The sequence below is a fragment of the Streptomyces sp. Rer75 genome, assembly GCF_013414305.1.
Lineage (GTDB): Bacteria > Actinomycetota > Actinomycetes > Streptomycetales > Streptomycetaceae > Streptomyces > Streptomyces himastatinicus.
Genome location: NZ_CP058693.1, coordinates 10,207,251 through 10,230,858, shown reverse-complemented (window position 1 = coordinate 10,230,858; position 23,608 = coordinate 10,207,251). Strand labels below are relative to the sequence as shown.

Sequence of the window (23,608 nt, the reverse complement as noted above, 5' to 3'; positions counted from 1 at the left end):
CGCACGGCTGGTGAGCAGCCGGGACCCGGAGGTGCGGACCCGGGGCACGGTGGATCTGGCCCGGATCGAGGAGGCCGTCCGCGACATCCTCGTCGCGGTGGGGGAGGATCCCGACCGCCGTGGTCTGAAGGAGACCCCGAGGCGGGTGGCCCACGCCTACGCGGAGCTGTTCGCGGGGCTGCGGGTGGATCCCGCCGATGTGCTCGGCACCACCTTCGAGGAGGGCCACCAAGAGCTGATCATGGTGTGTGACATCGAGGTGCAGTCCTTCTGTGAGCACCATCTGCTGCCGTTCCTCGGGCGGGCGCACATCGGCTATGTGCCGGGAGAGAGCGGCTGTGTGGCGGGGCTGTCGAAGCTCGCCAGGCTGGTGGAGGTCTACGCCCGCCGCCCGCAGGTGCAGGAGCGGCTGACCTCGCAGATCGCCGACTGTCTGCACACGACGCTGGACGCCGCCGGAGTGCTGGTCGTGGTCGAGTGCGAGCACACCTGCATGACGATGCGCGGGATACGCAAGACGGGCGCGCGGACGGTCACTTCGGCGGTACGGGGCACGCTCCAAAGTGATCCCCGCACCCGTAACGAGGCCATGGAACTGCTGCGGCGCACCGCGGTCTGACGGGAGGCGGTGATGCCCGTTCAGCGCGATGTCGCGGCGGCCCGGGCGGAGTTGTCGGCCGCCACCTCGCCATGGGGTTTCGTCGCCAGGGTCCTGCGGCCCGGGGCCGGGCGGCTGGCGGTGGCCGTCGTCGCCCTGGGGGCGGCCGCGGTGGTCCATATGGTGCTGCCCTGGTTCCTGGCCCGGATTGTCGACGAAGGACTGGTCGCCCGGGACCGCGGCGCCCTGCTCTCCTGGTCGCTCGGCATGTTCGTGGTCTCCCTGGTCAATCCGGTCTGCTACGTCATCGGCTACCGGCAGATGGCGCTGGCCGAGGCCGAGGCCCAGCGGCGTACGGCCGACTGGCTGACGGACCGGCTGGGCGAGCAGGCGGGGCGGGACGGGCGGCGCGCGGCGGCAGGCGACATGGTCAACCTGGTGACCGGGGACAACCAGGCGACCGCGTCGATGCACTCGGCCGTCGGGCACGGGGCGATGAACGTGATCGCGTTCGTGCTCGGCACGGTGCTGGTGTGGCGGATCCACCCCTGGCTGGGGATCACCCTGGGCCTGGGCGTGGTCGCCACGACACTGATCGCAGGGCCGCTGCTGGGGCGGCTTCAGCGGCGGCAGCGGGACTACCGCGACGAACTGGCCGATCTCGCGGGCCAGGCCGCCGATGTGACGGCCGGGCTGCGGGTGCTGCGCGGGATCGGTGGCGAGCAGCGGTTCCTGCGGCGGTACCGCGCGCAGTCGCGGCGGCTGCGGGACTCCGCGTACCGGGTGACCGACCCCAGCTCATGGGTGCAGGCCCTGCAACAGGCGGTGCCGCTGGCCTATCTCGCCGCGGTCACCTGGCTCGGCGCCCGGCTGGCGCTGTCCGGCACCATCAGCGTCGGGGAACTCAGCGGGGCCTTCGGCTATGCCACGGGGCTGATCATGTACTCCGGTTCCCTGCTGGGCAACGCGCACGCCGTGGTCGCCGCGCACGTCGGCGCCGGGCGGCTCGTGGCGGCGTTCGCCCCGGGACGCGGCGTACCGCGGGGCGGCGGTGAACCGGTTCGCGGCGGCGATCTGTGCGACGCCCGTACGGGGCTGGTGGTCCCCGCCGGGAAGCTCACCGTCGTCGTGGCCGACCGGACCGCGGCGGCGGCCGCCGCGCTGTGGCGGCTGGCCGGGCATGACGGCCCGGACTCCGGTGTCACCTGGGGCGGGCGGCCGCTCACCGCGCTCGGGCCGCGGGAGATGAGCGGGCAGGTGATGCTGCTCGCCGACGACGACTATCTGTTCGCCGGGACGCTCCGCGACGTCCTCAACGCTTCCGATGACGCGACCGCGCTGACGGCACTGGACACCTCCTGCGCCTCGGACGTCCTGGTCCAGCTCGGCGGCACCCTCGACGGTGCGGTCACCGACCGGGGCCGGAACCTCTCCGGCGGCCAGCGTCAACGGCTCACGCTGGCCCGGGCGCTGGCCGCCCGTCCCCCGGTCCTGCTGGCCGTGGAGCCCACTTCGGCGGTTGATGCCACCACCGAGGCGCGCATCGCGGAGCGCGTCGCGGCGGCGCGGCGGGGCCGTACGACCGTCGTGGTCAGCTCGTCCCCGCTGTGGTCGGCGGCGGCCGATCACGTAGTGCCGCTGACGGGCGCGGAGCGGTCCGCCGCGGGCGGGCGGGACGGGCTCGTCGTCACCCGGGCGAGGAAGGGGGCGCGGTGAGCGCCGTGGAGTCGTCGCGTCTGCCGGTCGCCACACCGCGGGAGGTCCGCCGCGCCGTCCTCGAGCTGCTCGTGCGCGAGAAGCGCACGGTGGCCCTGGTGTGCGTACTCCATCTGGCCGCCGCGGCGGCGGGCGCCGCGCTGCCGGTGATGCTCGGCAGGGTCGTCGACGGCATCGGGGACGGCTGGGACACCGCCCGGGTGGACGCCGTGTGCCTGGCGCTGTTCGGCTGTGTCGCCGCGCAGATGACGCTGGTCCGGCTGGGTCGGCGGCTCGGGCACCGCTTCGGCGACCGCTCCTCCGCCCGGATCAGGGAGCAGGCCCTCGAACGGGTCCTGCGCCTGCCGATGCGGACCGTCGAGCGTGCGGGGACCGGTGATCTGTCCACGCGGACCACCGGGGACGTCGACACCGTCGCCGGTCTGCTCCGCTCCACCGGGCCCGAAGTGGTCGCGGCCGTGATCGAGGTACTGGTCGTCGTCGCCGCGGCGTTCTTCGTCGACCCGCTGCTCGCGCTGCTGCTGGCCGTCGTCCTGCCACCGCTGCTCCTGGCGGCGCGTGCGTACGTCCGCCGGGCGCGCCCCGCCTTCCTCGCGGAACGCGCGGCGCTGAGCGATCTCACCGAGGCCCTCACCGCCTCGGCGACCGGGGCGCGCACGGTCGCCGCTCACCGGCTGGAGGAGCGCCGCGCGGCCGTCGGTCACCGCCTGGCGGAGGAGCGGTATGTGCGGCAGCGGCGCATCATCGGGTTGGAGAGCTGGTTCCTGCCGACGCTCGACCTTGCCTACACCCTTCCGGTGTCCGCGATTCTCTGCGCGGGAGGACTGGCGGCGCTCGGCGGCGGGGCGAGCGCGGGTGCGGTCGTCGCCTGCGCGATGCTCGCCTACCGGCTGTCCGGGCCGCTGGACCGGATCATGTACGCGCTCACCGAGTTCCAGGAGGCCGCCGCCGCCCTGGCGCGAGTGGAGGGCGTCGGCGCGGTCGAGCCGGAGGCGCGCACGGCACGGACGGCAGGCAGCGATGTGGCCCTCCGCCGCGTCACGTTCGGGTACGGGGCGGCGCCCGACATCCTTCACGGGCTCGACCTGCGCGTCCGGCCCGGTGAACGGCTCGCCGTCGTCGGCCCGTCCGGCGCCGGGAAGTCCACGGTGGCCTGGCTCATCGCGGGCATCGAGCGGCCCCGCGGCGGAACGGTGTCGATCGGGGGCGTGCCGAGCGCGGACGTCGCGCCGGAAGACCTGCGCCGTACGGTCGTCCTGGTCACCCAGGAGCACCATGTGTTCGCCGCCAGCCTGCGCGACAACCTCGCGCTCGCCCGGGACGACGCCGATGACGAGGCGCTGCTGGATGTGCTCCGCCGGGTGGGCGCCACCTGGTTCGAGGACCTGCCCGACGGGCTCGACACCGTGCTCGGCGAGGGCCACCACCCCCTCGCGCTCGCCCAGACCCAGCAATTGGCGCTGGCCAGGGTGCTCCTCGCGGACCCGGACGTGGTGATCCTCGACGAGGCGACCGTCGGGCTCGACACCCGTTCCGCCGGGGCGGCGGAGGCGGCACTCGCCACGGCACTGGCCGGACGCACGCTCATCACCATCACCCACCGGTTGCAGGCGGCCCAGGCGGCCGACCGCATCGCGGTGGTCGAGAAGGGACGTGTCACCGAACTGGGCAGCCATACCGAACTCGTCGCGTCCCGGGGCACCTACGCGGCGCTGTGGGAGACGTGGAGCGGTGGCCGAGTCCGACGACGACAGGAGTGAGCACATGGACGTGATCCGTTCCGGCCCGCTGGGCTGGGCCCAGCACTGGTACTGGCTGCTGGACAGCGACCCGGTGCGGGGCGACGGGCCCTTGGACGCCTACCCCAAGCGCGTCGACGTTCCCGCGGGAGTGACGGTCGCCGGTGTGCGGCGCGCGCTGCGGTCCGTACTGGAGAGATACGAGGCGCTGCGCACCACCTACGGCCACGACGCCTCCGGAGCCCCCTGCCAGTTCGTGCACGCGGAGTGCGAACCACAGCTGATCACGGTGGACCCGGACGGCCCCGGGGGCTCCGTGTCGCAGCTGGACCCGGACCGCCATTCCGTCCCCACGAGCGGGGTGTTCGAGCGTGCCTCCTGCTACGCCGTGGCCGGTGTCGCCGGGGAACGGGTGACGGACCTGCTCCTGGTGTTCCGGCAGATCGCCGTCGACGGCGTGGCGATGGAGCGGGTACGGAACGAAGTGGAGCAGCGCCTGCGGGGCCCGGGCCCGGTGAACGCCGCGGGAGGACGGGAACTCCAGCCGCTGGACCACGCGGCGGTGGAGAACACCGAAGAGCAGCGGCAGGCCAACCGGCGGGCGCTCACCTACTGGCAGCAGCAGTTGCGGCGCGGCCCGCACACCTCGATCCCCTTCTCCTGGCCCGCGCCCGAGGGTTCCATCGCCCATGAGACCACGGTGGTCTCGCCGCGCGCCGCCGAGCTGTGCGCCCGTATCGCGCGGACCTGCCAGGTGACCGAGCCCAGCATCGTGCACAGCGTGCTCGCCCTGCTCGTCTCCGGCTGGACCGGGCACGAGGTGTGCGCGATGCACTCGGTGTTCGCCAACCGGTGGAACGAGGCGACCCAGGAGAGCGTGTGCCGCCTCGCCGGGGGCGGCCGGATCGTCTTCGACCTGCCCCGCGAGCTGACGGTCCGGAAGGCGCTGAGCACCTGCCATCTCTCCTTGCTGGAGATGTACATGAACGCCAGGTATCACGTGGGGGACCTGGTCATGCGCGAGTCCCGGGCGGCACTGAGGCACGGCGCCAAGGTCGAACCCGGCATCATCTTCGAATACCACTACGCGAACCAGGAGCCGCTGTTCGCGGACAGCTCGGCCGCCCCGGAACACATCACGCAGACGACGATGGACTGGCGTGCCGCCGGGATGCTCGTGGACGCGTCCCTGTCCGGCCGAGGGCTGGAGATCGCGGTCAAGGCGCCCACGGAGGTGCTGCCGGAGCGCGCCGGAGTGCCCTGGGTGAGGACCTTTCTGGAGCTGCTGGAGCGGATCGCCGAGGACCCGGAGGCCCGCGTGGGCGACCTGGTCGCCGATGTGGACATCGACGCCCCCTGGAAGGGCCAGGGATGGCTTTCCCTGGACCATGCCTGGATCCACCTCGAAGCGATGGAGACCCTGCTGTCCGGACACCCCGGTGTCGCGAGCGCCGAGGTGTTCACCACCGCAGGCGAGGAGCGGACCGAACTCGTCGCCCGGGTGGTGGCGAAGGGTCCGGAGCTGACCGAGCGGGACGTGGCGGAATATCTGCGGGACATGGCCACCGATCTTCCTTCGATCGTCCAGCCGCACCGGTACATCGTCCATCGCGCCGGAGCCGCCACGGCTCCCCCGCCCGCGAAAAGCGTGGAAAGCGCGGAGGAGAGGGCACTCAGGGAGGCTTTCGAGGCCGTCCATCCGGATGCCGAGGCCGAGGTGTCCCGAACGTATGCGGAGAACGGCGGTGAATTCCTGCGGATTCCGCTGCTCATGGCCGGCATACAGGAACGCGGATACTCCGGTCTCCGGCACGCCGACTTCGTCGGTACGGCGCCGCTGCGCCGCCTGGCGCTCAAGCTGACCAAGATGACCAGGGCGGCGAAATGATCGTCTCCACCACCGACTTTCTGCGCAGGAACAACGGGCATGCGGTGCTCCCGGAGACCCGGCCGTACACCTTCAACGGGGTGGGCATGGCATGCGGGCCCCGGGACCCCGGGCAGGCCGGGGCGTACTGGCTGGGGGTGGCGGGAGCTGCCGACCAAGCCGTCAGCCGTCTGGAGGAGTTGCTCGACACGCGGCACCCCGACCTTCTCGATGGCTCCGGGGCATTCGAGCTACGGAGCGACATCGCCTATTGGCGTGGCGAATCCGGCGACGCCTCCGGGGCACTGGAGCTGTTCGAACAGCTGCTGGCCGATGTCGTCTCCGCGACGGGCCGGGACGGTTTCCACGCTCTGGCGGTCCGCAACCATGTGGCCTACCGGCGAGGGCTCAACGGCGGCATCAAGAGGGCGCTGGAGGAATACCGCAGGCTTCTGCCGGACTGCGAGAGCAGCTTGGGCACGGGGAGCCGGGACACGCTGATGGTGCGCAACAACCTCGCGTACTGGTGCGGTGAGTCCGGCGATGCCACCGGCGCCCTGGAGCTGTTCGAACAGCTGCTGGCCGATGTGGTCCCCGCGTTGGGCGCGGACGACTTCTACGCCCTGGCGACCCGCAACAACGTGGCGTACTGGCGAGGCTTCAACGGCGATGTCGCGGGAGCCCTCACGCATTACCGCCTCCTTCTGGAGGAGTGCGAGAGCACGCTCGGCACGAGGGATTACCACACCTTGTCCACCCGGCTTCAGCTCGGGCTCTGGAGCGGGGTCGCGGGAGACCTCGATGATGCGATCGAGTCACTGCACCGGCTACTGCCGGATGTGGAAGACGCCTTGGGCGCCGCCCATGAACTGGGGTTTTCCGTACGTCACCAACTGGCCCGCTGGTACGGAGCCCGCGGCGACACCGGCAAGGCCGTCTCGATTCTCGGGGCGCTCGTGACGGACCAGCGGCGGGTGCTGGGCGACAGCGACTACCGGACGCTGGCCTCGCAAGGTCTCCTGAGCCGCCATACGAGGTGAAACCGACCGGCCACCGGTCACCCGGTCCAGTGGTGGCGGGCGAGGTCGGCCAGGGTGGTGAGGACGGTGCTGGGCAGTCGGTCCTTGTGGCGCAGGTAGTGGATGCCCAGGACGGGTTTGCTGGTCCAGGGCAGGGGCGCCACCTCGCCGCGGGCGAGTTCGTCGGTGACGGCGGCCGCGGGGAGCAGGGCGATGCCCAGTCCTGCCGCGGCGCAGCGCTTGAGTGCTTCCACACTGACGAATTCCATGGTGGTGGGGTGGATGGCCGCGCGGCCCAACTCGCGTTCCATGACGTCGCGCTGGGCGCAGCCGGGCTCGATGAGGAGCAGGGTTTCGTCGGCGAGGTCGGCGGTGTCGACGTGGCGGCGGTGGAGGAGCGGATGGCCGGGGTGGGCGATCAGCCGCAGGGGTTGCTGGGCGAGGAGTTCGGTGGTGGCCATGGGGGCGGTGATCTTTTCTTCGAGGAGAAACCCGGCGTCGAGGGTCCCCTCGTTCAGGGAGGTCAGCAGGGTGTTTCTGCCGGCGGGGCCGAAGACCACGCGCAGGTGGGGGAAGTGGTCCATCAGGGCGCGGAGGACCGGTGGCAGGAGGTGGGCGCACAGGCTTTCGGGGGCGGCGATGCGCAGGGTCCCGCGGATGGTGCGGGGGTCGCCACTGGCTCCTTGGACGGCTTGGCGGGCTTGTTCCGCCTGGTGGGCGAGTTGCCGGGCGTGGGGTAGCAGCTCGCGCCCGGCGTGGGTGAGGGTGATGCGCCGTCCCAGGCGCTCGAAGAGGGCGGCGCCGAGGTCCTGCTCGAGGGATTTGATGTGGGCGGTGACGCTCGACTGGACGTAGTCCAGGTCCTGGGCTGCGCGGGTGAAGCTCATGTGGCGGGCGACGGCGAGGAACGTCGTGAGGTGCTTCAGCTCCATCCACTCATCGTAATCCGTGATGGTTTGGATCGAAGATGGTCGTTGGACCCGATGGGTCCGGCGGCCTACAACTTGAGTCATGGCCCTCTTCACCTTTCCGCGCCGGACCGACCCGGCGGACCGGCGCTCCCCCACCGGACTGGAGGGGCGGGATTTCCTCCTGCTCATCGTCGCCACGCTGGGGACCTTCTCCAATTACGCGCCGCTGCTGTCGGTGGTGTCCCTGTGGTCGGCCGAGGGTGGCTCCGGGCACGGCGGGGTGGGTGCGGCCACCGGAGTGACCATGGCCACCACGGTGGGGATTCAGCTGGTGATGAGCCGGTTGCTGCGCCGGTACGGGCTGCGCCGGATCCTGGCCGCCGGGGCCCTGCTGTTGGGCCTGCCCACGTTCGCGTATCCGGTCTCCTCCGGCCTGGAGTGGGTGCTTGCCGTGTCGGCGGTGCGGGGCGTGGGCTTCGGCATGGTCGCGGTGGCGGGCAGCGCCCTGGTGGCCGAGCTGGTGCCGCCCGGCCAGCGCGGCCGGGCGGTGGGCCGGTACGGCATCGCGGTGGGTCTGCCGCAGGTGGTGTGTCTGCCGGCGGGGGTGTGGTGTGCCCAGCAGTTCGGTTTCACCGCGGTCTTCGTCGTCACCGGGGCCGCGAGCGTGCTGGCGGCTCCCCTGGCCGGGCTGATGTCGGGCCGGCGGGCGGAGGAGAGCGAGGAGGGGGACGCGGAGGCGTCGTCGGGGCGGGAGCGCCCCGGGGAGAGTGATACGAGCCGTCCCGAGGGGGGTCTGCGGCCGATGGCCGGGCCGTGGACGATGCTCATCGTCTCCGCGTGTGCTCTGGGAGGGATGACCTCCTTCCTTCCGCTCGCCCTGGAGGGGGACGCGGCCGCGCCGACCGCGCTGTTCGTGCTGTCCGCGGCGGTGATCGTGGGCCGCTGGGCGGCCGGGTCGTTCAGCGACCGCGCCGGTTCGGGGCGTCTGCTGGTGCCCGGCGTGCTGGCCTGCGCGCTGGGCACGGCGGGGGTTGCCGGGGCGGCCGCCGGACTGCCCGCCGCCGCCGTGCTGGCCTCGGTGGCGGCAGGGCTGTACGGGCTGGGCTTCGGCGCGCTCCAGAACGACACCCTGGTGATGATGTTCCGCCGGGCGGGCCCGCAGGGGCACGGCATGGCCAGCACGGCGTGGAACATGGCCTACGACGCGGGCACCGGGGTGGGCGCCGTGGTCGTGGGCGTGGCCTCCCAAGTGGTGGGCGTGGACGGCGCCTTCGCGGCGGCGGCCGTCCTGATCGGGCTGGTCGGTCCGCTCGCCCGGCACGAGCGCGGCCATGAGAGCGCCCACCGGGTTACCCCGGCTCCGGCGGGCGAGACCTGCTGAACAGCAGTTGGCCAAAACGTTTCAAGCCGACTTGCCGCGGGCGTTCCCGGCACCGACGCTACACATTCCAGCGAACAGGAAGGCAGTTCGATGGCCATCACGTCACACTCCACCGGAAAGACCCGCAGCGGCGGGAGCGGAAGTGCCTTCGTCGACCTCAGTCACGAGATCACCTCGGGAGCGACGGCCTATCCGGGGATGCAGCAGCCGGTGCTGGAGGACTACATCTCCCGCGAGCAGTCACGGGAGATGTACGCGCCCGGCACGGAGTTCCACAGCGCACGGCTGTGCCTGGTCGGGCAGTCCGGAACCTACCTCGACGTGCCCTTCCACCGTTACGCGGACGGCTACGACCTGACCCGTCTGGACCTGCGCCAGGTCGCCAACGTGCCGGCCTGCGTGATCGACACGGACGAGGAGGAAATCGGTCCCGAGTGTCTGGCGGGCCGTGACCTCGCGGGCCGGGCCGTGCTCCTGCGCACCGGCTGGTCGCGGCACTGGGGAACGGATCGCTACGGCAACGGGCATCACCCGCATCTGTCGGCCGAGGCCGCCGCGCTCCTGACCCAGGCGGCTCCGGCCGTCGTGGGCATCGACTCCCTGAACATCGACGGCACCCACACCGGCGAACGCCCCGCCCACTCCCTCCTGCTGGGCGCGGGCATCCCCCTGGTCGAGCACTTGACGCACCTCGCCCAGCTGCCGTCGTCCGGTGTGCGCTTCACCGCCGTGCCGGTGAAGGTCTCGGGAATGGGTACCTTCCCGGTCCGTGCCTTCGCGACCTGGAATCGGTGGATGTAACAGCGGACATCAGGACAGGCATCACCGCACTCCCGCGCCTGCTTCGGACAGTCAACGGAAGGCGAACATGGTCAGCTTGCAGCAATTCCGCACTCTGCACTCCGTACGGTCACACGGTGGCATCCATGCGGCGGCCAAAGCGCTTCATCTGTCGCCGTCAGCGGTCTCCCAGCAGATCAAGGCGCTCGGCTCGGAGTGCGGGTTTCCCCTGGTGGAGCCGGACGGGAGAGGGATCAAGCTCACCGAGGACGGCTCCCGGATCGCCCAGATCGCCTCCCAGATCGCGGACCTGTGGGAGTCCTCGGTCTCCCACCGTTCCGCGGACGGAGCGATGGCGGTGGCTCGGAGGCGCTGCGTCAAGGTCGGCGCGTTCCCGTCGGCGCTGGTGCGGTGCGTCCTGCCGGCGATCAGCTGCTCCGGAGATCTGCCCTTCGACATGCACTTATTCGAAACCGCCCCGTACGAGGGGCGGAGGCTGGTGGGAGAAGGCGTCCTGGAGGCGGCGGTATCGCTCCAGGAGACAGGCGAAGAGCCACGAGATCTACTACGGGTCGTGCCCTTGCGGCACGACCCGTTCTTGTTCGTCGGGCCGCCGGATCTCATCTCCGCGGTGACCCGGCCCGGTGCCGGTCAGCCGCTGTCGGCGATGCGCTGGGTGCTGCCCCGGGCCGGTTCGGACTGTGACCGTCTCATCGCCACCCACTTCGCACGGCACAAGATCACCGCGCGTCCGGTGGGCCGCACCGACGACTGGGTGCTCGCCCAGGAGATGGCGATCGCCCTGAACGCCCTGGCCTTCGTGCCGTCCTCGGCGCTCGCCACCCGCAGCGACCTCGCCCGCTGTCTTCAGGCCGGAGAGATCCCCGCGCCCGCGCGCACCGTGGTTCTGGTCGCCGAGGCCGCCGCCGCGGCGACCGGGTGGTTCACCGTTTTGCAGCAACGCCTCCAGCAGGCCTATACGCGCACCGCGGGCGTCGCCTACGGCACCTGATCCGGGCGCTGATTCCGCAGCCGGACCAGCCCCTCGTATTCGCTCTTCAGCTTCCACTCGGGGTCCGGTGGAACATGGCCGGGACGCGGGACGTAGTCGGAATGGCGGCGCTGCCCCATCTCGTGCAGATAGCGCGGGCAGTTCTCGAACACCTCCGTCGTCCGTATGAGTACGACCGCGTCCGCCTCCGGGAAGATCTGGAGCTGTTCGGGGTTTTGTGAAACCTGCGCCTCGCCGTTGATGCGCAGCTTTATCGGCTTCTCGTAGTCGATGATGAGGATCCCCACGCGGGGATTCTCCAGGATGTTTCCCAGGCTGCGGAACATTCCGTTTCCGTCGTAGCTGGGAAACATCAGCTGATCGGGGGCGAGGATCTTCAGGAAGCCGGGGAGTCCTCCCTTGTAGGAGCAGTCGGGAGCCCCTGCGGCGTTCGCGGTGGCGAGGTAGAAGCAGTCCGCCGCCTCGATGATCCCGGCCGCCGTGTCGTCCAGGCGGTCGGCCACGTAGCGCTGTGCGATGTGATCCGCCAGCCTCCGGGTCCCCAGGAGTTCCTGGACCCGGCGCGGGCCCTGGCCATAGAAGTCGTGACCGGGTGCAGACATGATCGTCCTCTTTCAGGCGACATCACGGTCGGTCCATCGTTGAAGCCGGTCGGCACGACATGCAATGACCGTACACATATCGCGAACATTGCCCATTCTTGACGGTCAGGATTATGCCGTCGTTCTTCATCGTGGTGGCTCCGCGCCGGGAGCTGGGGAACGCTGTCGGACATGGTCACCGGCACATGACAGGAACGGTGTGCGGAAATCCCGGAATCCCGGAACACCGACACGCCACCACAGCCGGAAAGGATGGACATGTCCCAAACGATATGGGCGAAGGAAATCGTGGAGAATCGCTTCGCCAGCGGCAGCGTATTCACGCTCCTGTACGAGGAGGACAGCACTCCGGCCGAGTGGGACGCGTTCACCGACAGCTGGTCGCGACTGCCGGTGGACGCGTTCATGGCGCACGGCGAGACCTACCGCAGGCGCCGGCACTCCGTGTTCAACGTGTACGCGGACGGCCTCATCGACGAACTACAGCCCCGGCCCTATCTCCAGAGCCCGGACATCAACCATCTCAACGGGGGTGTGCTGCGGACCTATGAGCCGATCGAGACCGCGATCACCTCCGGGTCCCTGTTCCGCGGGCTGCTGGCCGGTCTCACCGCGGTCCTCACCGAGGTGCACGGCGTCGACGTGTGGCACCACCAGTGCTTCCAGAACCGGATCACCACCAGCAGCGAACAGACCGGCAACCCGACCCCCGAAGGCGTGCACCGTGACGGCGTGGACTACGTCGTCACCCTCCTGATCCGCCGGTGCGGCATCGAGGGCGGGCGCAGCGGCCTGTACGACGCGGTGACGCGCCGCCACATCCACTCCGTAACGCTCACCGCCCCCGGCGACACGCTGCTCGCCGACGACGGGGAAACGCTGCACGACGCCACCCCCATCACCCCCGCGCACCCGGACCGCCCCGGCTACCGGGACGTGTTCATCGACGTCATCACCCGCGGTACGCAGCCCCGCTGAGCCGTGCGACGCGCCCGGCTCACTGTGCCCAACTCAAGGAAGGAACACCGCACATGACGCTCACCACTTTCCGTGACGCGCCCACCGCAACGTTCGCCGACCAGCTCGGCTCGGCCTTCCCCGATCACGGCACCCCCGATCCGCAGGCCCGGCTGTCCCTGCTGGGGCGGCTGCACGAGCACTACGTGGCCTACATGGCCGGGCCGGAGGCGTTCGCGTCCATCCCCCGGCTCAACACCGACCCGCAGATCACGGCCATCGAGGACGCCTGGCTCGCGTGGGAGGACGCCCAGGTCGACACCGCGGACCTGCCCGCCGACGGAGCCGCCTTCCGCGAGTGGTTCCTCGCGGTCGCGGATGCCCACACGCAGCCGGAGTTCTGCGACTACCTGGCCCACGAGGCGAACCTGGAAGAGATGGCCCTCTTCTTCATGGGCGAGGAACTCGTCGACAGCAAGTTCGACGACCTCATGGCCATGGTCCAGATCGGCACCGAGGGGCACACCAAGCTCACCATCGCGGAGAACTACTGGGACGAGATGGGTGAGGGTGACATCAACGGCGTCCACACCCGCATGTTCGAGCACTCGGCCGTCTACATGCGCGACTGCCTGGACAAAGCCGGTGTCGACCGCGGCCAGCTGTACTGCCCCGAGGCCTATGAGAACGCCTGCCTGCTGCTGATGTACGGCATCCACCGCCATCTCAACCCCCGTGCCCTGGGCGCGATGGGTGTCCTGGAGCAGAGCGCCTCTCCCCGCTTCCAGGCCATGGTCGACGGCTGCGACCGCCTGGGAGTGCCGTCCGACGTCATCGACTACCAGCGGGTCCATGTCCATGTGGACGCCGACCACGGCGCCGAATGGTTCGACGGCGTCTTCGTGCCGCTCGTCGACCGCTCCCCCGCTCTGCTGCGGGCGATCTCCATCGGCGTGGCCACCCGGGTCCGCGTGGCCAACGGCTACTACCGGCACATCTGGCAGGCCATGCGCGCCCTCCGTGACTGAAGGGACCGAAGATGTCCGCTCCTTCTCCAGCACAGCCCCGACTTCTCTTCCAGAAGGCACGGGTCGCCCGGCGGGACGAAGCCGTCTTCATCGCCAAGCTCCTCGTGGCCCTCGGTCTGGTGGGGTTCGCCGGATACCTCGCCCTCGCCCCTTCCCTGCCCGTCGCGCTCGCCGGAACGCTACTGCTCGGCGCCCTGTACACGCACATGGTGGAACTCCAGCACCAGTGCCTGCATCACTCGGCGTTCCGCGCCGCCAGGCCCCACCGCCTGGTCGGCGTTCCGCTGGGCATCCCGCTGCTGGTGTCCTACAGCCACTACCGGGTCCGCCATCTCCAGCACCACCGCTATCTCGGCACCCCGCAGGACTCCGAGTTCTTCGGCTTCGACACCCGCAAACCACTCACCTGGGGCCTGCTGCTGCGCGGGCTCCTGGACTACCCGCGCCTCCTCGCCGTCCTCAAGGACATCGGCCAGAGCTACACCGGCCGCTGGACGTATGACCTGGGGCAGATAGCCGAACGCCGCCGGCGGGACATCATCGCCGAGTACCGGCTGCTGGGGGTGATCCTCGCCGGTGCCGCCGCGACGGCCGTCGCCGGGTACGGAGACCTCCTGCTGCGGCTGTGGGCGGTGCCGCTGCTGTTCGCCGTTCCGATGCACTTCCTGGTCGAGCTGCCCGAACATCTGCTGTGCGACACGGAGACCACCGATGTGCTGCACAACACCCGCTCCATCCAAGGCAGTTGGCTGACCACCTGGTTCACCAACGGCAACAATCTGCACATCGAGCACCACGCGGCGATGACCGTGCCGATCAACCGGCTGCCGGAGCGGCATGCCGAGGCGCGGCGGCACGCCACCCACATCGAGCGCAGCTATCTCGACTTCTTCAGGAAGACGGCCGCGGCCGCCCGGCACAACCTGAGGAGCGCACCCGAGCCCCACACCCCGGGGAGCTGGCGATGACCGTTGCCGTGGCCCGGATCCGGCACGCCACGATGAGCGTGCAGGGCCCCGCCATCCATCACGCACGCCTCCTGATCAACGATGTCGTCCCCGACGCGCTCCGCGTCTCCTGCGTCGACGACGTCATCCGCATCGAGGCCCCCGAGGCCGACCTCCGCATCCAGCTGCGGCCCACCCTCGCGGGAGACGGCACACGGCTGAGCTTCTGTGCCACGTTCCGGGAGGACAAGCCCGCCGGGGGCACCTGGTGGTCCAGCTGGGAGACGGAGGTCCGCGCCCAGCCGCACAGCCGCCACGTGGGCGAGATCATCGCCGATGAGATCCGGCGAAGCCGTACCTCCTTCGCCCATGCCCTCCCCGATCCGGCACGCGATCCGGCACGCTCCGAACCCGGCTGAAGCGCTCCGGAGGCAGGCTGCCCGCCCCCGCACACCATCCGGCGCGGGCAGCCTGCCTCCGTATGCGTCCAAGCGGCCGCTGACCAGGAAGCAGTGACGACATGGAACTGACCGAAGCAGTCCTCACCCGCCGAAGCCAGCAGCAGTTGACGGATCCCGCACCCGACGACGAACAGTTCACCCGGCTCCTCCGAACCGCCTCCGCCGCGCCGGACCACGGACGGCTGCGCCCCTGGCGGTGGGTGCTCCTCAGGGGCGGGCAGCGCCACCGGCTGGGGCGGGCCCTCGCCGCGGCAGGCCCCGATGACGTACAGGCCCGTGCGGCGCTCAAGCCCTTGCGGGCGCCCCTGCTCGCCTCGATCGTCTTCGTCCCCCGGCAAGGCACCAGGATTCCGCAGTGGGAACAGCTGGCCGCCACCGCGGCGCTGGTGCACTGCCTGGAGCTGCTGCTCCACGATCACGGCTGGGGAAGCATCTGGCGCACCGGGCAGGGGCTGGAGTCCCCCGTGGTGCACGACGCCCTGTGCATCCGGCCCGGGGAACAGCTGCTGGGCTGGCTCTACATCGGAACCCCGCACCCGCACCGCTCGACGGCGCCGAAGCCGGTGCGCGACGTACGGGACACCATCACCCGGCTGGGCGCCTCGATCGAGTCGTCAGCGGCGTGAGCCGGTCCTGGTGGTGGTCTTGCGGTAGCCGAAGGGCCCGGGGAGGTCCATCGAGGTCGTCCGGCGGCCGGTCGAGGAGTAGGTGCGCTTGGCGTCGCCCTTGCCGACCGTGACGGAGACCGACTTGCGGTTGATGTTGAGCCGGACGCCGGGAAGGATGCGGAAGCTCTTGCGGAAGGTGACGGGCACGATGACTCCTTTCCTCAGCTCTTCGGGTTCCCCGCACGCACGTTCGTACGCGGCCCGGCCTCCCGGAGACGCTTCACCAACAGGGCGGTGACGGGCCCGTCACGCCCGTGCTGGCACCCTTCACCGGGAGAAATGTGCCGTGAGAGGGGTTTCGTCCGATGCCACCTCCGAAGGCCCTCGCGCTGCGGCCCAGGGCGTCGACGACGGTTCCCGCCCCGGCGAAAGAACGGCCGGACGTACGCGGCCCCGCGCGGCCCCCGTTGCCCGCGTCCAACGCGGCGGTATCGGCGGCGCTGGCCGCCGGGCGCGGACCGGCGCCGCTTCCGCCTCCGCCGGACCGGCCGCCGGACGCCGGGCAGGACACGGTCGGCAATGGCGCGGTCGCGGCGGCCGCGGCCTCCGGGGGCGCGCCGGAGGTGACGGCGCGGCCCGGCCCGGACGCGGATCCGAAGTTCGCGGCGCTGAAGAAGGACGTACGGCACAAGAAGCGCTCGGTGGCGGCCTCGCACCCGCCTCCGAGATCCGAGGCGGCGGCGGCACAGGACGCGGCGCTGCCGCCCAAGGACGACGAAGAGGCGCAGGGCAAGACGGCCAACGCCGAGAAGATGAACGAGGCCGAGCCGAAGGAGTTCGACAAGGAAGCGTTCATCAGGGCGGTCGAGAAGGCGATCGCCGAGAAGGCGCCGAAGAACCTGGACGAGGCGGACAAGTTCGCCGACTCCGGCAAGGCCGAAGAGGTGCGGGCGGAGGTGCAGGGCCAGGTCGGTCAGGGCAAGTCGGACTCGGCCGAGCAGATCTCCACGACGACCGCGGCGCCGCCGGACACCTCGGCGGCGGTGCCCAAGAAGGTCGTCCCGCTGGCCGCCGACCGGCCGCCGGGAACTCCGGGGACGCCGAATCCGGCGAACGCCGTACCGGACAGGCTGCCGCCGTCGGCCACCGACATGTCCGCGGGGCCCGCGCAGGTCGACCAGCGGATGGCGGACGCGCAGGTCACCGAGGCACAGCTGAAGAAGTCCAACGAACCCGCGTTCGGCAAGGCGCTGGGCGAGAAGAAGGCCGCCGAACGGCATTCCGAGGCGGCCCCGGGACGGTTGCGCAAGCACGAGGCGGGCGAGCTGCACGCGTCCACCGCGCGGGCGAAGCGGCTCGGCGCCGCGGCCATGGGCGCGATGGGCGCCCAGCGGGTGCGCACCGGGCAGCAGGTCGGCGCGGGCAAGTCCGGTGCCAAGGGCCGGGACGAGGACAAGCGGGCCCAGGTCACGACGATCCTGCAAGGCGTCTTCGACACGATGAAGAAGGAAGTCGAGGACATTCTCGACGGCCTCGACAAACTGGTCGACGACCAGTTCGGCAGGGGTGAGAAGGCGGCCCGGGACGACTTCACCGCCGAGCACAAGCGGAAGATGGAGGAGTACAAGGGCCGTCGGTACTCGGGTGCGACGGGCAAGCTGCGCTGGGTGCGGGACCTGTTCGCGGGGCTGCCCGCCGAGGCCGACAAGATCTTCGACGAGGCCCGCGCCAACTATGTGCGCCGGATGCGGCAGGTGATCTCCGATGTCGCGGACACCATCGGCGCGGAGCTGAACCGGGCGAAGCGGCGCATCGCCGACGGCCGTACCGAGATGCAGGACGCGGTGCGCAAGCTCCCGGCCGACCTGCGGTCCATCGGCCGGGAGGCGGCCGCGGAGTTCACCGACAAGTTCGACGAACTCACCCAGTCCGTGGACGACAAGGGCACCCAGCTCGTCGACACGCTCGCCACCAAGTACACCGACGCGCTCAAGTCCGTCGACGACGAGATCGCCGCGGAGAAGGAGAAGAACAAGGGCCTCGTGGCCAAGGCCGTGAACGCGGTCAAGGCCGTGATCAACACCATCCTGGAGCTGAAGCGGCTGCTGCTGTCGGTCCTGGCCAAGGCCGCGCAGGCGGTCATGCTGATCCTCAAGGATCCGATCGGCTTCCTGCGCAATCTGGTCTCGGCCGTCGGCGCCGGGCTGCGGCAGTTCCTCCAGAACATCGGCCGGCATCTGCAACAGGGCATCCTGTCCTGGCTGTTGGGCAAGACGGCCGAGGCGGGCATCGAGGTGCCGTCGAAGTTCGACGCCCAGGGTGTCCTGAAGATGCTCGCCTCGGTGCTCGGACTGACCTGGCAGTCGATCCGCGCCCGGATCGTCCGCAAGGTGCCGACGATGGAACCGGCGGTGACGGCGGCCGAGACCTCGGTGCCGCTGGTCGCGGAGGTCCGCAAGCGGGGCGTCGCGGGGATGTGGGACGACCTCAAGACGCGCGTGGGCGACCTGAAGAAGGAGCTGCTCGACAAGGTCATCGCGTATGTGACGCCCACGATCATCCAGGCCGGGATCATGTGGGTGCTCTCGCTGCTCAACCCCGCGTCCGCGTTCGTCCGGGCGGTGAAGCTGATCATCGACTTCGTGCGCTTCATCGTCACCCAGGCGCGCCAGATCTTCGAGTTCGTGAACGCCGTGCTCGACGCGGTCATCGCCATCGCCAGGGGCGGCAGCGGCGGCGTACCGGGCCTGATCGAACGCGCCCTGGCCCGGTCCATCCCGGTCCTGCTGGGCGTGTTGGCCGCGATCCTGGGCGTGGGCGGCATCGCGTCCCGTGTGAAGCAGATCGTCCAGGCGATGTCCAAGCCGGTCGGCCGGGCGGTGGATTGGGTGATCGACAAGATCGTGGGCCTGGTGAAGAAGCTCTGGGCCAAGATCAGGTCGAAGTTCGACAAGAAGAAGCCCAAACCGAAGCCGAAGCGGCGGCCGGACCGGAAACGGCCGGGCAGGCCGAAGCGGAAGCGTCCGCACCAGCGGCGCAGGCCCCGCAAGGACGACCGGCGCAGGCCGAAGCGCAGGCGCGACCCGAAGAAGAGGCGGCCGGACAAGAAGCGGCGGGACAAGCGGACCGAGGCGGACAAGAGGCGCGCCCTCGACGCCGCCGTGCGGGACGCGACGCGGCTGCTCAACGAGGAGTCGGCGACGGTCAAGTCCGTACGGCGCGGGCTCCCGGCCATCAAGCGGCGGCACCGCCTCACGCGGATCCGGCTCACGAAGGTGACCGGGGACAAGTACCGCATCAAGGTGGCCATCAACCCGGAGGCAGAGACTCCGGTCGAGGACCTGGGGGACAAGTTCCCGTACAAGATCGGCCCGGCCGAGGGCAATTTCAAGATCAGGAAGCATGGGAAGGTGGTCGACCAGCTCAACCCGATCAAGAACATTCCCATGGCGGGGAGCGACCCGAGGACCGGCTTCGTCGTCAACATGGCGGCCGTCCCGGGCGAGGTGAAGAAGAACCCGGGCATGGCCGCCCGCTACCTCCACGACGCCTGGAAGAGCCCCGAGACCAAGCACTTCGGGCCGGTGAGCACCGCCGTCGTGATCGGCGTCAACACCTTCGAGCACCTCGACCAGAAGAACGACAGCAAGGTCCTCAACGAGGCCATCGACGCCGTCAAGCGGCCGCTCAAGCTCATCATGGCCGTGTTCGGCTTCATCTGGACGCCCAAGTGGCTCCACAACGACGGCCGGGAAGTCCCCATGGCGGAGGTCCGCAAGAAGTACCGGGAACTGACGAACGACGAGAAGCGGGTCGCCGAGAAGCAGGAGAAGGGCCTGCGCGACAAGGACGCGCTCCCCTACGGCCTCTTCCGCGAGGAGGTGACGAACTCCTCGTACACCCGCGAGGCGACGGCCATCCTGTCGCACGCCAACGACCAGGTCCACATCCTGGGCCAGGACGCCGACACCGGGGTCGCGGTGTCCGAGACGACGGGGGTCCTCGCCGCGTACAAGCGGATCCTGGACGCGATGGAGAGCCATCCGCAGATCACCATCGGCGGCTACCGCTTCAAGGGCTTCAACTGGAGCCCGGAGGGCGACCAGCGCCCCAAGCAGCTCACGCTGCTCGCCAACGAGCTGGACCGGGCGATCCGGGTCGTCATCGGCAAGCGGTTCCCGCAGATGCTCTACCCGACCGAGCCGAACATGCTGATCAAGGCGTGGGACCGGCACCGGCCGGACGGCCTGTTCCAGAACAGCCGGCTGGGCGCGCTGCGCCGCGTCCAGGGCGGGCTGTACGGAGTCGGCAGTGCGGAGGGGCGCACCCTGCGGATCCGGTACCGGGAGGTCTTCGGCGAGGAGCTGCCGGTCGCCTACGTCCCCGAGGCATCCACCACCACGAGCCCGGAGCCGGGAGACCGGGACCGCGGACTGACCGTGGAGCCGTCGGACGTCCATCTGGCCGCCCGGGGCAGGATGCGGGCCAAGGGCGGGGCGGAGGAGGCCATCCGCGTCGCGCACCGGATGTACGCGCTCATCATCCAGTCGCAGTCCTACACCAGCGCGCACACCCTCTCCCGGGAGTACTTCCACGCGAACCCCGGGATGTCCAAGAGGCTGCGGTTCACCCTGCGGGACACCGTCTTCGTCCATGTGGAGAACGTCGCGATGCTCATGGCCGACAACCCCAGGCTGACCGCCCAGAGCCCGAGCATCCAGGCGGAGCTTCAGCGGCTGGCGGAGACCGTCGAGCGGCTCGTCCGCGGCGCGGGCGGCGACGAGGGGCGCAAACGGGCCGTGCAGCGGGCCCGCGATCTGACCTCGGACATCATCAAGGCGATGACCGCGCCCGAGCTGCACACCTACTGGGAGAGTGTCGGCACGGCCCTCGACGAGGCCATGAGGGACGCACCGGAGAGCGGAGGAGAGGCGCAGTGAACCCGGAGACCTCTCGCCGGCTGCGGGACGAGGCGTCGCGCGACGACTACGCCTCGATGGCGCGCCTGGCGCGGGCGCTGTACGACAGCGGGCTGGGGCCGCGCGAGGTGCTGCGCGAGGCTTACGGCGCCGACTTCCCCGAGGAGGTCTTCGTCATCGTCGGCGCCGGGCTGTCCTCCCTGGACCTGCTGGCCTACTTCACCAATCAGCCCTGGCAGCTGGCCGTCCCGCCCGAACAGGGCGGCCCCGCCGACGTCCCCGGCCCGCTGGACGACACCGAACGGCTGGTCCTGGCCCTGGACCCCGGTTTGCTGCCGCTGGTGCAGATTCCCGCGGCCACGTCCGCCGGGGACGACCACATCGTGTGCTACCGGACCGAGGAACTGCGGGAAGGCCGTCCCACGGTCTTCTGTCTCCGCTCGGCGGCCTACCCCTACAGCGAGGTGCGCGACGCCGAGGCGGTGCGCTGCGGGGATTCCCTGCTCGACGTGTTGTACGAGGTGCACGCCGACGACGCCCGACGGCTCGAGGAGGAACTGCACCGGCCGTGGAACCGGGGCGCGGGTTCCGTGGACCGCGCGGAGGTCGAGCAGGCGCACGCCTCCCTCGAACTGGTCGAGGAGCTGCGGCGGAAGGCGGCCGGGCGTCAGGAGGGCTGACCGGCCTTCGCCGGCGGCGCCACCATCGCCACCACGACGGGCGGGGCCGGGACGGGGCTCGTCTGGGCCGCCGCGCCCGCCACGGCCGCGTTGCCCACCTGGTTCTGGCCCGCCACCAGGAGCCGTTCGAGCGGGGTCGGCGACTGCGGGGCGGCGGGAGCAGGAGCCGCGGCCGGGGTCTGGCGGGTGGCCGTGGCCGTTTCCTGCGGCCGTGCCGGTGGGACCGGGGCCACCAGGCGGTGGAGGGAGAGCGGGGGTTCGGTGGGCAGCATCGGCGGTCACCCCTGGGTCGCGTCGTCGAGGAGGTGGGCGTGCGGGCCCAGTTCGGCCGGGCGGAGCAGGCGGGCCTCGCGCTGGAACTGGCGTGCCACGCCGCGGACGATGTGGCGCATGCCGATCGTAGCGCTGTCGCCGTCCGCTGCGGAGAGGGCGGCGGTGCGGGCCGCCGCGGTGATACCCGCGCCGGTCATGTCGAGGCGGGCCAGGGCGTCCAGGTCCACGTCGGGGGCGAGCGGTGCTTCCCGGGGGAAGACGAGGCGCCACAGTCTGCGGCGTTCGGCGGCGGACGGGCGGGGGAAGTGGACGACGAAGTGGAAGCGGCGGGTGAACGCCGGGTCGATGTTGTCCTTCAGGTTGCTGGTCAGGATCACCAGGCCGTCGCTGGCCTCCAGGCGCTGGAGGAGGTAGCCGACTTCGAGGTTGGCGTACCGGTCGGTGCCGTGCTTGACCTCGCCGCGCTTGCCGAACAGGGCGTCGGCCTCGTCGAAGAGCAGCACCGCGTGGCTCTCCTCGGCCTGCCGGAACGCGGTCTCCATGTTCTTCTCCGTCTCCCCCACCCACTTGGAGACGACCTGGGCGAGGTCCACCTTGAGCAGTTCCAGGCCCAGCATGCCGGTGACGATCTCGGCGGACATGGTCTTGCCGGTCCCGGGCTCCCCGGTGAAGAGCGCCTTGACCCCGCCGTGTCCGGAGCGGCGGGCAAAACCCCAGCTCTCGGCGATCCGGGGCCAGGCGCGGAACGCCGAGGCGATCTCCAGGATCTGGCGGAACTGGACATCGGGCAGGACCAGGTCGTCGACGGTGCGGCGGGGCACGATGGAGTGGACGGCGCTGCCGCTGCGTCCGCGGGTGACGGTGGCGATGGCGGGCTCGACATGGTCGGCGACCGGCTCCGGGCGCCCGTTGCCCGCCAGGCGCGCCCCGGCGTCCGCGACCGAGGCGACGGCGCGCAGTTCACCGCCGCTCATCCGGTACCGGACGGCGAGGTCTTCGAGGAGCGGCCCGTCCAGGTCCGGGAGCGCGGCGGACCACATCGCCCGGCGGTCGGTGAACCCCGGTGCGGGCACGGTGAGTTCGGCGTACGCGCGCGCGGCGAGCAGGCCCGGGGGGCGCCAGGGCTTCAGGCCGGTCAGGCACACCGGCACGCGTGAGCGCAGCAGTGCGGCGGAGATCGCGTCGGCGTGGGGCCGCCGCTGCTCGCCGTGCAGGTCGTCGGTGGGGATCCACAGGACCGCGCCCAGCGCGGCGGCCATCCGCAGGTCGGCCTCGGGGTCGGCGGTCAGGGTGCGCAGCGGCGCCTGTGCGGCCCGGGTCAGGGCCTGGACGGCGTCGAGCTGGCCGTCGGGCGGGCAGCCCCACAGCCCGGCCAGGTCGATGTCACCGGAGCCGAGCGCACGCCCCAGCCGGGTGAGCTGGTCCGAGGACAGGTAGGGGGACAGGACGCGCGGTTCGGGTGGCGCGACCTCGCCGGGGTCGTGGCCGAGCAGTCCGACGTCGCCGCCCCAGCCGAGCAGGAAGTCCAGCACCCCGGGGCCGAGGATCAGTTCCTGGGCCAGCTCGACCGCGGCCTCGCCGTGCGCGCGCAGCAGACCGTACCGGCGCAAGGTGCCGGAGGGGCCGAGGGAGCGGCGCAGGGCGAGGCGGGCGGGTGCGCTGTCCGCGCCGACGGTCACGAGCAGTTCGACGCTGGGGAGGCGCCGGTTCAGGTTGTCCACGATGTAGGCGTAGATCCGCTCGTAGCCGCGGTCCAGTTCGGGCGCGGCGACCAGCAGCAGCGCGTCCTGTTCGGCGCGGGTCAGGCCGAACCGGGTGGCGAGGGCGTCCAGGGGCAGGGTGGTGCCCTCGGCGGACGCGCGGCGCCTCAGGTCGCGTTCGGCGTCCGGCTCGGGCCGCGGGGGTGCGTACGGCTCGGCCATGGTGTCGGTGAAGGCGTGCACTTCGCCGAGGAGGACGGCGACCTGTTCGTCGGTGACGCAGTACGGGGTGAGGTCCGGCCGGGTGAGCCGGGCCGCGAGCCGCGCCTGCCGTTCGACGGCGGCCCGCAGCGCCCGGTGTGCGTCGGCCAGCCGGATCCGCAGGTGCTCCACCGCTGGTTCGCCCATGT

The 23,608-nt window shown here is 70.9% G+C and carries 20 protein-coding genes; 15 read left to right on the top strand and 5 right to left on the bottom strand.

The window, feature by feature from the left end:
• The first annotated feature begins 7 nt into the window (after positions 1 to 7).
• From folE to HYQ63_RS43190, 5 genes are read left to right on the top strand one after another with little or no spacing between them, the layout of a single operon-like run.
• Entirely contained in the window at positions 8 to 619 is a 612-nt protein-coding gene (gene folE, locus HYQ63_RS43210) for a GTP cyclohydrolase I FolE (RefSeq protein ID WP_179941145.1), read from the top strand.
• 12 nt (positions 620 to 631) lie between these two features.
• The gene (locus tag HYQ63_RS43205) at positions 632 to 2,314 is read left to right on the top strand and encodes an ABC transporter ATP-binding protein (protein ID WP_179939486.1); all 1,683 of its coding nucleotides are present in this window, start codon (positions 632 to 634) and stop codon (positions 2,312 to 2,314) included.
• Entirely contained in the window at positions 2,311 to 4,074 is a 1,764-nt protein-coding gene (locus tag HYQ63_RS43200; RefSeq protein ID WP_179939485.1) for an ABC transporter ATP-binding protein, read from the top strand. The genes HYQ63_RS43205 and HYQ63_RS43200 overlap by 4 nt, the downstream gene beginning before the upstream one ends.
• A 4-nt stretch (positions 4,075 to 4,078) precedes the next feature.
• Positions 4,079 to 5,941 carry a condensation domain-containing protein gene (locus HYQ63_RS43195; protein ID WP_179939484.1) on the top strand — a complete coding sequence of 621 codons (1,863 nt, stop codon included), beginning with the start codon at positions 4,079 to 4,081 and terminating at the stop codon, positions 5,939 to 5,941.
• Positions 5,938 to 6,960: a tetratricopeptide repeat protein gene (locus tag HYQ63_RS43190; RefSeq protein ID WP_179939483.1), complete on the top strand. Its 1,023-nt coding sequence runs from the start codon at positions 5,938 to 5,940 to the stop codon at positions 6,958 to 6,960. Before HYQ63_RS43195 ends, HYQ63_RS43190 begins: the two co-directional genes overlap by 4 nt.
• Before the next feature lie 17 nt (positions 6,961 to 6,977).
• Here HYQ63_RS43190 and HYQ63_RS43185 read toward each other — a convergent pair whose 3' ends face one another.
• Positions 6,978 to 7,871 (bottom strand): LysR family transcriptional regulator, encoded by an 894-nt coding sequence (locus HYQ63_RS43185; RefSeq protein WP_179939482.1) that lies wholly within the window; start codon positions 7,869 to 7,871, stop codon positions 6,978 to 6,980.
• A gap of 79 nt (positions 7,872 to 7,950) precedes the next feature.
• Between HYQ63_RS43185 and HYQ63_RS43180 the strand changes: the two genes are divergently transcribed.
• From HYQ63_RS43180 to HYQ63_RS43170, 3 genes are all read left to right on the top strand, one after another.
• Positions 7,951 to 9,231, top strand: a complete 1,281-nt coding sequence (locus tag HYQ63_RS43180) for an MFS transporter (protein ID WP_179939481.1) — start codon at positions 7,951 to 7,953, stop codon at positions 9,229 to 9,231.
• Positions 9,232 to 9,321: 90 nt separating this feature from the next.
• The gene (locus tag HYQ63_RS43175; RefSeq protein ID WP_179939480.1) at positions 9,322 to 10,032 is read left to right on the top strand and encodes a cyclase family protein; all 711 of its coding nucleotides are present in this window, start codon (positions 9,322 to 9,324) and stop codon (positions 10,030 to 10,032) included.
• Between the two features lie 67 nt (positions 10,033 to 10,099).
• The gene (locus tag HYQ63_RS43170; RefSeq protein WP_179939479.1) at positions 10,100 to 11,023 is read left to right on the top strand and encodes a LysR family transcriptional regulator; all 924 of its coding nucleotides are present in this window, start codon (positions 10,100 to 10,102) and stop codon (positions 11,021 to 11,023) included.
• Here the strand turns inward: HYQ63_RS43170 and HYQ63_RS43165 are convergent.
• Positions 11,011 to 11,625, bottom strand: coding sequence for a pyridoxamine 5'-phosphate oxidase family protein (locus HYQ63_RS43165; protein WP_179939478.1), 615 nt, complete (start codon positions 11,623 to 11,625; stop codon positions 11,011 to 11,013). The two genes, HYQ63_RS43170 and HYQ63_RS43165, sit on opposite strands and share 13 nt — an antisense overlap.
• A 258-nt stretch (positions 11,626 to 11,883) precedes the next feature.
• Here HYQ63_RS43165 and HYQ63_RS43160 point away from each other — a divergent pair, with 258 nt between their 5' ends.
• The 5 genes from HYQ63_RS43160 to HYQ63_RS43140 all read left to right on the top strand — a co-directional run bounded on the left by HYQ63_RS43160 (position 11,884) and on the right by HYQ63_RS43140 (position 15,644).
• The gene (locus HYQ63_RS43160; protein WP_257232539.1) at positions 11,884 to 12,603 is read left to right on the top strand and encodes a 2OG-Fe dioxygenase family protein; all 720 of its coding nucleotides are present in this window, start codon (positions 11,884 to 11,886) and stop codon (positions 12,601 to 12,603) included.
• A 53-nt stretch (positions 12,604 to 12,656) separates the two neighbouring features.
• Positions 12,657 to 13,610, top strand: coding sequence for an iron-containing redox enzyme family protein (locus HYQ63_RS43155; protein ID WP_257232538.1), 954 nt, complete (start codon positions 12,657 to 12,659; stop codon positions 13,608 to 13,610).
• Positions 13,611 to 13,621: 11 nt separating this feature from the next.
• Positions 13,622 to 14,578: a fatty acid desaturase gene (locus HYQ63_RS43150; protein WP_179939476.1), complete on the top strand. Its 957-nt coding sequence runs from the start codon at positions 13,622 to 13,624 to the stop codon at positions 14,576 to 14,578.
• Positions 14,575 to 14,976 carry a hypothetical protein gene (locus tag HYQ63_RS43145; RefSeq protein ID WP_179939475.1) on the top strand — a complete coding sequence of 134 codons (402 nt, stop codon included), beginning with the start codon at positions 14,575 to 14,577 and terminating at the stop codon, positions 14,974 to 14,976. Before HYQ63_RS43150 ends, HYQ63_RS43145 begins: the two co-directional genes overlap by 4 nt.
• 101 nt (positions 14,977 to 15,077) lie before the next feature.
• On the top strand, positions 15,078 to 15,644 hold the full coding sequence (locus HYQ63_RS43140) for a nitroreductase (RefSeq protein ID WP_179939474.1): 567 nt from the start codon (positions 15,078 to 15,080) through the stop codon (positions 15,642 to 15,644).
• Here HYQ63_RS43140 and HYQ63_RS43135 read toward each other — a convergent pair.
• Positions 15,633 to 15,833, bottom strand: coding sequence for a DUF4236 domain-containing protein (locus tag HYQ63_RS43135; protein WP_179939473.1), 201 nt, complete (start codon positions 15,831 to 15,833; stop codon positions 15,633 to 15,635). The genes HYQ63_RS43140 and HYQ63_RS43135 overlap by 12 nt on opposite strands.
• Before the next feature lie 158 nt (positions 15,834 to 15,991).
• On the opposite strand from HYQ63_RS43135, the gene HYQ63_RS43130 reads away from it, so the two are divergent.
• Together HYQ63_RS43130 and HYQ63_RS43125 are read left to right on the top strand one after the other, a co-directional pair.
• Positions 15,992 to 20,566: a hypothetical protein gene (locus HYQ63_RS43130; protein WP_179939472.1), complete on the top strand. Its 4,575-nt coding sequence runs from the start codon at positions 15,992 to 15,994 to the stop codon at positions 20,564 to 20,566.
• A complete protein-coding gene (locus HYQ63_RS43125; RefSeq protein WP_257232537.1) occupies positions 20,563 to 21,225 on the top strand; it encodes a hypothetical protein in 663 nt (220 codons plus the stop codon). The genes HYQ63_RS43130 and HYQ63_RS43125 overlap by 4 nt, the downstream gene beginning before the upstream one ends.
• Here HYQ63_RS43125 and HYQ63_RS43120 read toward each other — a convergent pair.
• Both HYQ63_RS43120 and HYQ63_RS43115 read right to left on the bottom strand, forming a co-directional pair.
• A complete protein-coding gene (locus HYQ63_RS43120; RefSeq protein WP_179939471.1) occupies positions 21,213 to 21,497 on the bottom strand; it encodes a hypothetical protein in 285 nt (94 codons plus the stop codon). The two genes, HYQ63_RS43125 and HYQ63_RS43120, sit on opposite strands and share 13 nt — an antisense overlap.
• 6 nt (positions 21,498 to 21,503) lie before the next feature.
• Positions 21,504 to 23,606 (bottom strand): ATP-binding protein, encoded by a 2,103-nt coding sequence (locus HYQ63_RS43115; protein ID WP_179939470.1) that lies wholly within the window; start codon positions 23,604 to 23,606, stop codon positions 21,504 to 21,506.
• Positions 23,607 to 23,608: the final 2 nt, after the last annotated feature.